Here is an 11,714-nt window from a genome sequence, read left to right as displayed (position 1 = left end):
CTTTTGGCTATGAGTCCTGAGCCTAGCTTCGAAGTTCAACATTCCTGAAAATAGAGAAGATTTACTTCCTTCTTGGATCAGGAGTCTAAATTTCATTAGAAATGTCACAGCTCATCACAGCAGGCTATGGAACATCTCACCGGTAGATCAACCAAAACTCCCCAAAAGGGGAGAGATTCCTCTGCTGGACCACATACTCGACACACCCAATAGTGCCTTCAGAATATATGCCCCAATTTGTATAATTCAGTTCATGCTTAAGACTTCAAACCCTAAATCTTTATGGGGGCAAAAGCTCAAAGAGCACATGAAAACAATACCGCAGAGTCCACACTTGAAAATTGACGCTACAGGCTTCCCCGAAAACTGGGACCAGGAAGCTCTTTGGAATTAAAAAGCCCCCTCGGATCACTCCGAGGGGGCTTCTTCATTTCAACGCTAACCGTTGGGCTGCTGATTACTCAGCGGCGACGCGGTCCGCGTACTCTTCGATCTGGTCGAAGTTCATGTAGCGGTACACTTCCGAGGCGTTCTCGTTGATGACGCCCATTTCGGCCATGTACTCTTCCACGGTCGGCAGGCGGCCCAGCTTGGAGGCCACGGCAGCCAGTTCGGCCGACGACAGGAAGACGTTCGAGCCCTTGCCCAGACGGTTCGGGAAGTTGCGGGTCGAGGTCGAAACCACAGTCGCGCCTTCTTTCACCTGTGCCTGGTTACCCATGCACAGCGAGCAGCCCGGCATTTCCATACGGGCGCCAGCGCCGCCGAGGGTCGAGTAGTGACCTTCCTTGGTTAGTTCCGAGGCGTCCATCTTGGTCGGCGGTGCCACCCACAGACGGGTCGGGATGTCCTTCTTGCCCTTCAGCAGCAGCGAGGCGGCGCGGAAGTGGCCGATGTTGGTCATGCACGAACCGATGAAGACTTCATCGATCTGGGTGTTCTGCACTTCCGACAGCAGGCGGGCATCGTCCGGATCGTTCGGCGCGCACAGGATCGGCTCCTTGATCTCGGCCAGATCGATTTCGATGACGTGCGCGTATTCGGCGTCGGCATCGGCTTCGAGCAGGTTCGGGTTGGCCAGCCAGGCTTCCATGGCGTCGATACGGCGCTGCAGGGTGCGGGCATCCTGATAGCCGTCGGCGATCATGTTCTTCATCAGCACGATGTTCGAGGTCATGTACTCGATGATCGGCTCTTTGTTCAGCTTGACGGTGCAACCCGCAGCCGAACGCTCTGCCGAGGCGTCGGTCAGTTCGAAGGCTTGCTCGACCTTAAGGTTCGGCAGGCCCTCGATCTCAAGGATACGGCCCGAGAAGGCGTTGATCTTGCCAGCCTTGGCAACGGTCAGCAGGCCTTGCTTGATGGCGTAGTACGGGATGGCGTGGACGAGATCGCGCAGGGTGATACCCGGCTGCATTTCGCCCTTGAAGCGCACCAGAACTGACTCCGGCATGTCCAGCGGCATCACGCCGGTGGCAGCACCGAAGGCCACCAGACCCGAGCCAGCCGGGAAGGAGATGCCGATCGGGAAGCGGGTGTGCGAGTCACCGCCGGTGCCGACGGTGTCCGGCAGCAGCAGGCGGTTCAGCCACGAGTGGATCACGCCGTCGCCCGGACGCAGGGCTACGCCGCCACGGTTCGAGATGAACTGCGGCAGTTCGCGGTGCGTCTTGACGTCAACCGGCTTCGGATAGGCGGCGGTGTGGCAGAACGACTGCATCACCATGTCGGCCGAGAAGCCGAGGCAGGCGAGGTCTTTCAGCTCGTCGCGGGTCATCGGGCCGGTGGTGTCTTGCGAGCCGACCGTGGTCATGCGCGGTTCGCAATAGGTGCCCGGACGGATGCCGGTACCTTCCGGCATGCCGCAAGCGCGACCGACCATCTTCTGGGCGAGGGTGTAGCCCTTGCCGGTGTCTTCCGGGGTGACCGGCAGACGGAAAACGGTCGACGGGGCCAGACCCAGAGCTTCACGGGCACGCGCGGTCAGCGAGCGACCGATGATCAGGTTAATACGGCCACCGGCCTGCACTTCGTCCAGCAGGACTTGGCTCTTCAGCTCGAAGGTGGCGACGGTTTCGCCGTCTTTCACGATCTTGCCTTCGTACGGGAAGATGTCGATGACATCGCCCATGTTCAGGCTGGTCACGTCGACTTCGATCGGCAGGGCGCCGGAGTCTTCCTGGGTGTTGAAGAAGATCGGAGCGATCTTGCCGCCCAGCGTCACGCCGCCGAAACGCTTGTTCGGCACGTAAGGGATGTCTTGACCGGTGGCCCAGATTACCGAGTTGGTGGCCGACTTACGCGACGAGCCGGTGCCGACAACGTCACCGACATAGGCCACCAGATGGCCCTTGGCCTTCAGGTCTTCGATGAACTGGATCGGGCCGCGCACGCCGTCTTGCTCGGGCGTGATGCCGTCACGCTTGTTCTTCAGCATGGCGAGGTAGTGCAGCGGGATGTCCGGACGCGACCAGGCATCCGGTGCCGGCGACAGGTCGTCGGTGTTGGTCTCGCCGGTCACCTTGAAGACGGTGACGGTGATCTTCTCGGCGACCTTGTCGCGCGAGGTGAACCACTCGGCCTCGGCCCACGATTCCAGAACGGCTTGGGCATTGGCATTGCCAGCCTTGGCCAGAGCGGCGACGTCGTGGAAGAAATCGAACATCAGCAGGGTCTTCTTCAGACCCTCGGCGGCCACCTTGCCGACCACGTCATCCGACAGCAGGTCGATCAGCGGCTTGACGTTATAGCCGCCCACCATGGTGCCCAGCAGTTCGGTCGCACGCTCGCGCGACAGCGACGGGACAGCAAAGTCACCGTGCGCCACAGCCGCCAGGAAGGAGGCTTTCACCTTGGCCGCATCGTCCACGCCCGGCGGAACGCGATAGGTCAGCAGATCCAGCAGTTCCTGCTCGGATTCACCGGCCGGCGGCGACTTGATCAGCTCGATCAGGTCTGCGGTTTGTTGAGCCGAAAGCGGAAGCGGCGGAATACCCAGAGCCGCGCGTTCCGCGACGTGTTGACGATAAGATTCCAGCATGGCGGCCTTTCATGTTCCAGTCGCGACAAAACCGGCCTTTCGGCCCGCAAAACCGCGCGTGCGCGCGTTTCCCACATTAAACATAGGGTCGCAAGGGATCGCAGGCGGGAAGGACCTTCGATCTCCGTCGTAGAGCCGCCTTAAAAGGGCGGATCAGTCGTACTGCGACCCCATTCGCAAAGCCTCGGCCAGCAGGCGGGCCTCTGCCGCACGGCTGGAACCTGCCCGCCACGCCACGACGATCTCGCGGTGGGGCGCGTCCTCGGAAATGGGGCGAACCACCACGCCCGGATTGTCGGCCAGACCGGCATCCACCGCCATCTGCGGCAGGAAGCTGACGCCCAGACCGGATGACACCATCTGTACCAAGGTGGGTAAGGTGGTCGCGGCAAAGACGTCTTCACCGCGCGGGGCCTCGATGTTCACCGCCGCCAAGGCCTGATCGCGCAGACAGTGGCCGTCTTCCAGCAGGATCAGGTCCTCGGACCGCAGGGCCCCCTCGGGAATAGGGCCCACACCGGCCAGAGCATGACCCTTGGGTGCGGCCGCCAATATCTCGTCATTGGCGATATGGGCGTGATCGATACCCGGCGTATCATAGGGCAGGGCGATCACGGCGGCATCCAGCTGCCCCGACTTTAGCCCCGCTATCAGGCGCGGCGTCAGGTCCTCGCGGATGAACAGTTTCAGCGAAGGATACTGGGCCCGCAGCTCGCCGAGTTTTTGCGGCAGCAGATAGGGTGCGACGGTGGGAATGACACCCAGACGGAAACGGCCCGACAGCGGCTTGCCCGCGTTACGGGCCGCCTCGACAAGGTCTTCGGTGCGGGCCAGCACGTCCTCGGCACGGCGCACAGCCTCGGCTCCAACGGCCGTCAGCAGCACAGCACCACGGGTTCGCTCTACGACCGGCGCACCCAGAATACGTTCCAACTCCTGCACGCCGGACGATAGGGCCGGCTGACTGACGTGGGCCGCATCGGCCGCACGGCTGAACGAGCCATGCTCGGCCAAAAGCTTGAGGTACTGAAGCTGACGAAGGGTGGGGAGCATAGAGCCGACATAGGGGTTCATCGGCTTAAGATCAAAATTATTTATGGAAGAGGAGGGGTGCCTACTGGTCAAAAGACACCCCTCCTGCCCGCTTAGCGCTTCAGATCGAAGCGGTCGGCGTTCATCACCTTGGTCCAGGCCGCGACGAAGTCCTTCACGAACTTCTCTTGGTTGTCGTCTTGGGCATAGACCTCGGCATAGGAGCGCAGGATGGAGTTCGAGCCGAACACCAGATCCACGCGCGAGGCGGTGTATTTGGTTTCACCGGTCGCACGGTCACGGATGTCGTAGCTGTTCTTGCCAGTCGGCACCCAGGTAAAGCGCATGTCGGTCAGGTTGACGAAGAAATCGTTCGTCAGCGCGCCGACGCGGTCGGTGAACTGGCCCGTGGTCGAGCCACCGAAATTGGTACCCAGAACGCGCATGCCCCCGATCAGGACCGTCATTTCGACAGCCGTCAGACCCATCAGCTGGGCGCGGTCCAGAAGCATTTCTTCCGGCTTCACGATCGACGACCACGACTTCAGATAGTTGCGGAAGCCGTCATGCTTGGGCTCCAGAACGTCGAACGAGGCGACATCAGTCTGCTCCTGGCTAGCGTCGCCACGGCCCGGCGCGAAGGGCACGTCGATGGCAAAGCCCGCAGCGCGTGCGGCGTTCTCGACACCGATATTGCCGCCCAGAACGATGACGTCTGCGACGCTGGCACCGGTTTCAGCCGCGATGCCTTCCAGCACCGACAGGACCTTGGCCAGACGCTCCGGCTCATTGGCTTCCCAGTCCTTTTGCGGGGCCAGACGGATGCGGGCACCGTTGGCACCGCCACGGAAGTCCGAGCCACGATAGGTGCGGGCGCTGTCCCATGCGGTATTGATCAGTTCGGCATCCGACAGACCCGACTGAACGATACGGGCCTTCACGGCCGCCACGTCATAGTTGGCATTGCCAGCCGGAACCGGATCTTGCCAGATCAGATCTTCCTGCGGCGCGTCCGGACCGATGTAGCGGGTGTTCGGACCCATGTCGCGGTGGGTCAGCTTGAACCATGCGCGGGCAAAGGCGTCGGAGAAGGCGTCGAAGTCGTTCATGAAACGCTCCGAAATGGCGCGATAGATCGGATCTACCTTCAGCGCCATGTCGGCATCGGTCATCATCGGCATGGTTTTGATCGACGGATCTTCCACGTCCACCGGCTTGTCTTCGTCGGCGATCGCGATCGGTGCCCATTGCGAAGCGCCCGCCGGGCTCTTCACCAGATGCCAGTCGTGCTTGAACAGCATCTCGAAGAAGCCGTTATCCCAGACGGTCGGGTTGGTGGTCCATGCGCCTTCGATGCCCGACACCACAGTGTCGCGACCAATGCCGCGGCCCTTGGTATTGAACCAGCCCATGCCCTGCGCTTCGATGTCGGCATTTTCCGGATCTGCCGACAGGTTCGCGGCATCGCCATTGCCGTGCGACTTGCCGATGGTGTGGCCACCGGCGGTCAGGGCAACGGTTTCCTCGTCGTTCATGCCCATGCGAGCGAAGGTTTCGCGCATCATGGCGGCGGTCTTCAGCGGGTCGGACTGACCGTTCACGCCTTCCGGGTTCACATAGATCAGGCCCATCTGGACGGCGGCCAGAGGGTTCGACAGCGAGGTGGAGTCTTCTACGCTATCGAAACGCGTGTCCGACGGGGCCAGCCACTCTTGTTCATCGCCCCAGTAGATGTCCTTTTCCGGATGCCAGATGTCTTCACGGCCAAACGAGAAGCCATAGGTCTTCAGACCGGCCACTTCATAGGCGATGGTACCGGCATAGGAGATCAGGTCGGCCCACGACAGCTTGTTGCCGTACTTCTTCTTGATCGGCCACAGCAGGCGACGGCCCTTGTCGGTGTTGACGTTGTCCGGCCACGAGTTCAGCGGCGCAAAGCGCTGGTTGCCGGTGCCGTTGCCGCCACGGCCGTCGGTGTTGCGATAAGAGCCAGCGGCGTGCCACGTCACACGCGCCATCATGCCGACATACGAACCCCAGTCAGCCGGCCACCAGTCCTGGCTGGTGGTCATCAGTTCACGCAGATCGGCCTTCAGGGCCTCGACGTCCAGCTTTTTGACCTCTTCACGATAGTTGAAGTCCTGACCCAGCGGATTGGTCTTCGCATCGTGTTGCGATAGGATGTCGAGGTTCAGGGCATTCGGCCAAAAGTGGCTGGAAGCGCCTGTCGCCGTGGTGGCCGCCCCGTGCATTACCGGGCATTGGCCTGCCGACTTATCGATCTGCGTCATGTGTTAGACCTTGTTTCTGTTCAGCAATTCGTGACCGTTCGCAGGCTGTTTCCTTTCAGACGTCGCGTCTCCGCCCCCCAAAGGGCCTATGCGGTTGCGATGCCTGAGAGGTCTCCCCCGAATGATTGTGAGCTGACGCTAGGCGACCGCCGAACAAAAGCAAAATCGATAAATCTGTTATCTAGTAGTGGTTTTATTTATAGATAACGCCGCAACGCAACATAATGACACGACTTTCGCGGGCATCTTGTCGCGAGCACCCGTCTAAGGGCTGAAACAATACGCTTTATAACAAGAACTTATAGGTCTTCGTAAAATCATCGATTTGACTTCGCACGTGCGAAGGCCCATCTCCATACACGTGGCGCGGACGGGGATCGTCGGCGCACTGGTCACACACATTTTACTATGGAGATACCCATGCTGGGCGTCGGTCAAAAACTGCCTGAGTTCAAAATCACTGGCGTGAAGCCGGGCTTCAACAGCCACGAAGAAAACGGCGTCTCCGCTTTCGAAACCCTGACGCAAGACTCGTTCGAAGGTAAGTGGAAGGTCATCTTCTTCTATCCGAAGGACTTCACCTTCGTTTGCCCGACCGAAATCGCTGCCTTCGCCAAGCTGGGCCGTGAATTCGAAGACCGCGACACCGTGGTTCTGGGCGGCTCGACCGACAACGAGTTCACCAAGCTGGCATGGCGCCGCGACCACGCCGACCTCGACAAGCTGCCGATCTGGCAGTTCGCTGACTGCGGTGGCAAGTTCGCTCGTGAACTGGGCATACTGGACGAAGAAAACGGCGTCGCCCTGCGCGCGACCTTCGTGGTCGACCCGCACAACGTCGTGCAACACGTCTACGTCACCAACCTGAACGTTGGCCGTTCGCCGGAAGACACCCTGCGCGTCGTCGACGCTCTGCAAACCGACGAACTGTGCGCTTGCAACCGTCCGGTTGGCGGTGACACCCTGGCAGCCTAAGCCAGACCTTTCGGGGCGGCCTTTTGGCCACCCTTTCGGATCATGACCGCGTGAGTAGGGTCATGATCTACCCGGAAAGGCGGCGGCGGGTATCCGGCGCCGCCTTTTCATTGCCCTCTCAGGGCTTATTTTCCTCTGGCGCGCCGAGCGCGCGACAGGCCCAAAGCGGAGTTTTCCATGTCCCTCGACGCCCTGCGTGACCTGATCCCGTCCTACGCCAAGGACATCTCGCTGAACCTTTCGTCGCTGGCGAACGAGACGGTTCTGAGCGACCAACAAAAATGGGGCTGCTTCGTCGCCTCGGCTCACGCCATCGGCGTGCCGCAAGTGGTCAAGCTGATCGAAGCCCAAGCCGCCACCGTGCTGTCGCCGGAAGCCATGAATGCTGCCAAGACCGCAGCAGCCATCATGGGCATGAACAACATCTACTACCGCGCCCTGCACCTCATGAAGAACCATGAGTACACCACCCTGCCGGCCAAGCTGCGCATGAACGGTCTGGCCAATCCGGGCATCGAGAAGATCGATTTCGAAATGTTTGCGACTGCCGTATCGGCCATCAATGGCTGCGGTGGCTGTCTGGATGCCCACGAAGGCGAACTGCGCAAGCACGGCGTCTCGAATGTTCAGGTTCAGGCGACCCTGCGCATCGGTGCTGTGGTCCACGCTGCCAGCCGCGTGATTGCTTCCGCCGCTGCCATCGCGGAATAAGCTCAAGGGTCTACGCCCAACAAAAAGAAGGGGACGCCGTTACCGGTGTCCCCTTTTTCTTTGCCTCCGACGACCTAGCCGTTGTCCGAGCCGGACGAGACCATTTCGCGCATCATCTCGAGGATCAGCTTTTGCTGCCGCGCATTCAGGCGCGGTGCCAGCTGGCCGATTTCGATGCTTTGACGCGTCGCCGGGAAATCATGCACGAACTCTTCGCCCTGATCCTCGGCCATACCGGGACGCAGGTTCAGGCCGTCGAAGAAATACCCCACTTCGACGTTGAAGAAGCGGGCGATATCCCACAGCTTCGATGCCGAAATACGGTTCGCGCCTTTCTCGTACTTCTGAATTTGCTGGAACGTCAGCCCCAGGGCCCGTCCCAAGTCGCTTTGGTTGTATCCCAGAGCAATCCGTTTCTCGCAGACCTTGCGCCCGACATGGCGATCTACTGGATGCGGCCCGCTCTCCCCCGCGCCTCTGACCATGCAGCAACTCTCTAAACTACTGTGAAGTTTAACCCATTGGGATGCATCGACGTTGATGTCACCCGATTTTTTAACTCAACGCCCAAAAAGCGATCAAAAATTGCCGGTATGCAAGCAAGGCGCGAACACAATCGAACAATCCCGCGATATTTGGCCGTCTAACGCATTCCACGTGCCCACAACACGTGCCCCCCGATCAGCAGCACCAGCATCGCCAGCAGCAGCGTGTCCCCCCACCGGCCATATGGCGTCACCTTCACAGGTCTTGGAAGCCATACATCCCTAAAGCCGGCCTCGCCACCCTCAATCCGACTTTCGGATACGATACGACCCAAAGGATCGATCATGGCGCTGACACCCGTCGGGGTTGCGCGCGCCATCGGCAGGCCGGTTTCAATGGCGCGATAAGAGGCCAGATTGAGATGCTGGAGCGGTCCGGTCGTCTGGCCGAACCAGGCATCATTCGACACATTGGCGATCCAATCGGGACGGGTATCAGCCCTTGCCGCAGTAAAGCCCGGAAACAGGCTTTCGTAACAAATCAGCGGTTGCACAGTCGGCAGGCTGGGCAATGACAGCGGCGCAGGGACCGGCCCGGACGACAGATCTGCCGGCATATGCACCAGACTGCGAATGCCAAGGCGGCCCATCAAATCGCCCAGCGGCAGATACTCGCCAAACGGCACCAGACGGTGTTTGTCATAGACCCCGTCCACATACATCCCACCTTCCGGCAGACGGCGCAGGGCGAACATGGAGTTGTAATAGACCCAGCCCCTGGACGGCTCCATCTCGCCGCGGCTAAGGCCCAGCATCAGCGTCTGTCCCGGCTGTAGGGCATTGCTGATGCGCACGATGTCATCGCGGGCGAAAACATTATTGGCCAGATCGGGCAGGGCGCTTTCAGGCCACAGGATGACCTGCGGCAGCGGGCCATCAGCCGGACGGGTGGTCAGATCCAGATAACGGCCGATAATCGAGGCATAGGCATCCTCGGACCATTTATCGGCCTGCTCGACATTGGCCTGCACCAGACGCACACGGGTCTCGCTGGCTTCCACGGCGGTCGTGCCGAGGCGCACGGCACCAAAGGCAAAAAGGCCCGCGAGGATGACGACGCCCAGCACCGCGCCCGTCACAGCCTTGCGACGGCGCTCGCCATTCAACAATGGCCCAAACGCGCACGCGGCCAGCAGTGTGACAACGCCCAGCCCATAGACCCCCACCACCGAGGCCAGTTGCGACGGCGCGCTGCCAGCCTGCCAGCTGGCACCCACCGGATTCCACGGAAACCCCGTCAGCACATGGCCACGCAGCCACTCGAAGGCGGCAAACACCACCGCAAAAAGAATAAAGCTGCCGGACAGCCGACGCAGCGACAGAGCGCGAAACACTGCTGCGGCGGCCCCGATAAACAGGCCGATGCCAGCAGGCAAAAGGCTGGCCGCAAAGGGGGCCATCCACGCCTGTGCCGGATTGACGAAAAAGGCCTCGGCCACCCACCAGCAGCCGATAAAGAAATAGGCAAAGCCAAACAGCCAGCCCATCCAGAAGGCCCCGCGCACCCGTACCGAATGGGCCGCAAGCAGCATCAGCACCGGATAGCCCAGCAGGCCCGGCCAGATATTAAACGGAGGATGGACCAGACCCGCGGCCAGTCCCGCCGCCAGCGCAAGACCTATCCGCGCCCAGCGATGGGTCAGCGCCCGCTGCCACGTCCCCCGAATATCCATCAATCGGCGTCCTCTTGGTCGAGCGCATAGGGATCGACAATGCCAAGGCCCGCGAGAATGGTGCGCTCTTCGCCTTCCATTTCTTCGGCCTCGTCGTCTTCCATGTGGTCATAGCCCAGCAGGTGAAGCACGCCGTGCACGACCAGGTGGCTCAGGTGATCCTTGATCGTCTTGCCCTGCGCCTCGGCCTCGGTCAGGCAGTATTCCAGACCCAGCACGATATCGCCCAGATGGGGAAAGGCACTTTCAGCCGCCGGAAACGACAACACATTGGTCGGGCGGTCTTTCTGGCGAAAACGGGCATTCAGATCCTGAACCACCGTGTCATCGGCCAACAACACCACCACCTGACCCTCGACCGAGCCCAGGGCGGCCTTTGCGGCGGTATCCACGACAGTCTCGACCTCTGGCAGGGCCTTGGTCCAGCCTTCGGCCTCGACCTCGATTTCGATCATGCCTCTTCAGGCTCCAACTCGTTAAACGGGCGATTGCGGGCCGCATCACCATCATAGGCGCGCACAATGCGCTCCACGAGGGCATGGCGCACCACATCCTCGGACTTGAACTGATGGATGCCGACACCCTCGACGCCGTTCAGAATACGAAGCGCATGGGCCAGCCCGCTGTCGCGCGGGTTCATCAGGTCGATCTGCGACGGATCGCCCGTCACCACCATCTTGGCCCCTTCGCCCAGTCGGGTCAGGACCATTTTCATCTGCATGCGCGAGGTGTTCTGCGCCTCATCCACGATAACGAAGGCGTGGCTGAGGGTCCGGCCGCGCATGAAGGCGATGGGGGCGGCTTCGATCTCGCCCTTTTCGCGACGCCGCGCCACATCGTCCGCGCCCAGAATATCGTTCAGCGCTTCCCAAATCGGAGCCAGATAGGGATCAACCTTTTCGTTCAGATCACCCGGCAGGAAGCCCAGCTTTTCACCGGCCTCGACTGCAGGACGGGTGATGACCAGACGGTCCACCTGTCCGCGCTTCAACAGAGATGCCCCATAGGCAGCGGCCAAAAAGGTCTTGCCGGTGCCTGCCGGCCCCACCCCGAAGGTCAGCTCGCAGCGCCCCAGCAGTTCCAGATATTTGGCCTGAGAGGCGGTCTTGGGTGCAATGGCCCCACGGCGCCCTACGGGCAGGGAGGCGGCCTCTGGCACCGAGCGGCCCTGTCCGGGGCGCGGCGTCTTGACTGCCTGTCCCAAGGCCGCGCGAATATCCGCCTCACCGATCTCGGTCCCGCGATCGGCGGCCGTGGCAAGGTTTTCAACCACGCGCTTGGCCTGCGCCCGATCGCGCGGAGATCCATTAATGGACACACCGCCACCGGGCGTTTCAATCAGCACCTTAAAGGCATCTTCGATCAGCGCCATATGGCGGCTGCCCGGCCCCACAACAGCACGCAGGGCCTTGTCGCTCAGTGACAGAAACTCGGACTCGCGTGCCAT

General features: G+C 61.1%; 10 protein-coding genes. 3 read left to right on the top strand and 7 right to left on the bottom strand.

What is annotated here, in order from left to right:
• Positions 1-16: 16 nt before the first annotated feature.
• Entirely contained in the window at positions 17-394 is a 378-nt protein-coding gene (locus B3B04_RS14640) for an Abi family protein (RefSeq protein WP_409516038.1), read from the top strand.
• A 63-nt stretch (positions 395-457) separates the two neighbouring features.
• Here the strand turns inward: B3B04_RS14640 and acnB are convergent, their stop codons facing one another.
• From acnB to katG, 3 genes are all read right to left on the bottom strand, one after another.
• Positions 458-3,040, bottom strand: coding sequence for a bifunctional aconitate hydratase 2/2-methylisocitrate dehydratase (gene acnB, locus B3B04_RS03445; RefSeq protein WP_292039881.1), 2,583 nt, complete (start codon positions 3,038-3,040; stop codon positions 458-460).
• A gap of 153 nt (positions 3,041-3,193) precedes the next feature.
• The gene (locus tag B3B04_RS03440) at positions 3,194-4,093 is read right to left on the bottom strand and encodes a hydrogen peroxide-inducible genes activator (protein ID WP_292039880.1); all 900 of its coding nucleotides are present in this window, start codon (positions 4,091-4,093) and stop codon (positions 3,194-3,196) included.
• Between the two features lie 92 nt (positions 4,094-4,185).
• Positions 4,186-6,363 carry a catalase/peroxidase HPI gene (gene katG, locus B3B04_RS03435; protein WP_292039878.1) on the bottom strand — a complete coding sequence of 726 codons (2,178 nt, stop codon included), beginning with the start codon at positions 6,361-6,363 and terminating at the stop codon, positions 4,186-4,188.
• A gap of 420 nt (positions 6,364-6,783) precedes the next feature.
• On the opposite strand from katG, the gene B3B04_RS03430 reads away from it, so the two are divergent.
• Both B3B04_RS03430 and B3B04_RS03425 read left to right on the top strand, forming a co-directional pair.
• Positions 6,784-7,338 (top strand): peroxiredoxin, encoded by a 555-nt coding sequence (locus B3B04_RS03430; protein WP_292039876.1) that lies wholly within the window; start codon positions 6,784-6,786, stop codon positions 7,336-7,338.
• Positions 7,339-7,515: 177 nt separating this feature from the next.
• Positions 7,516-8,049, top strand: a complete 534-nt coding sequence (locus B3B04_RS03425) for a carboxymuconolactone decarboxylase family protein (protein ID WP_292039875.1) — start codon at positions 7,516-7,518, stop codon at positions 8,047-8,049.
• 74 nt (positions 8,050-8,123) lie between these two features.
• On the opposite strand, the gene B3B04_RS03420 is transcribed toward B3B04_RS03425, so the two are convergent.
• The 4 genes from B3B04_RS03420 to B3B04_RS03405 all read right to left on the bottom strand — a co-directional run bounded on the left by B3B04_RS03420 (position 8,124) and on the right by B3B04_RS03405 (position 11,714).
• The gene (locus B3B04_RS03420) at positions 8,124-8,534 is read right to left on the bottom strand and encodes a helix-turn-helix domain-containing protein (RefSeq protein WP_292039874.1); all 411 of its coding nucleotides are present in this window, start codon (positions 8,532-8,534) and stop codon (positions 8,124-8,126) included.
• A gap of 158 nt (positions 8,535-8,692) precedes the next feature.
• Positions 8,693-10,267: an apolipoprotein N-acyltransferase gene (gene lnt, locus B3B04_RS03415; RefSeq protein ID WP_292039873.1), complete on the bottom strand. Its 1,575-nt coding sequence runs from the start codon at positions 10,265-10,267 to the stop codon at positions 8,693-8,695.
• Positions 10,267-10,722: an rRNA maturation RNase YbeY gene (ybeY, locus tag B3B04_RS03410; protein WP_292039872.1), complete on the bottom strand. Its 456-nt coding sequence runs from the start codon at positions 10,720-10,722 to the stop codon at positions 10,267-10,269. The genes lnt and ybeY overlap by 1 nt, the downstream gene beginning before the upstream one ends.
• Positions 10,719-11,714 (bottom strand): PhoH family protein, encoded by a 996-nt coding sequence (locus B3B04_RS03405; RefSeq protein WP_292039871.1) that lies wholly within the window; start codon positions 11,712-11,714, stop codon positions 10,719-10,721. Before B3B04_RS03405 ends, ybeY begins: the two co-directional genes overlap by 4 nt.

It is taken from the genome of Brevundimonas sp. UBA5713 (assembly GCF_002419815.1).
Lineage (GTDB): Bacteria > Pseudomonadota > Alphaproteobacteria > Caulobacterales > Caulobacteraceae > Brevundimonas.
This window is presented reverse-complemented; position numbering and strand designations above follow the sequence as displayed.

Excerpts from the sequence above, each read along its gene's own strand:
- ybeY (WP_292039872.1), bottom strand. The coding sequence starts at position 10,722 with ATGATCGAAATCGAGGTCGAGGCCGAAGGCTGGACCAAGGCCCTGCCA.
- B3B04_RS03425 (WP_292039875.1), top strand. The coding sequence starts at position 7,516 with ATGTCCCTCGACGCCCTGCGTGACCTGATCCCGTCCTACGCCAAGGAC.
- katG (WP_292039878.1), bottom strand. The coding sequence starts at position 6,363 with ATGACGCAGATCGATAAGTCGGCAGGCCAATGCCCGGTAATGCACGGG.
- B3B04_RS03430 (WP_292039876.1), top strand. The coding sequence starts at position 6,784 with ATGCTGGGCGTCGGTCAAAAACTGCCTGAGTTCAAAATCACTGGCGTG.
- lnt (WP_292039873.1), bottom strand. The coding sequence starts at position 10,267 with ATGGATATTCGGGGGACGTGGCAGCGGGCGCTGACCCATCGCTGGGCG.
- B3B04_RS03440 (WP_292039880.1), bottom strand. The coding sequence starts at position 4,093 with ATGCTCCCCACCCTTCGTCAGCTTCAGTACCTCAAGCTTTTGGCCGAG.
- B3B04_RS03420 (WP_292039874.1), bottom strand. The coding sequence starts at position 8,534 with ATGGTCAGAGGCGCGGGGGAGAGCGGGCCGCATCCAGTAGATCGCCAT.
- acnB (WP_292039881.1), bottom strand. The coding sequence starts at position 3,040 with ATGCTGGAATCTTATCGTCAACACGTCGCGGAACGCGCGGCTCTGGGT.
- B3B04_RS03405 (WP_292039871.1), bottom strand. The coding sequence starts at position 11,714 with ATGGCACGCGAGTCCGAGTTTCTGTCACTGAGCGACAAGGCCCTGCGT.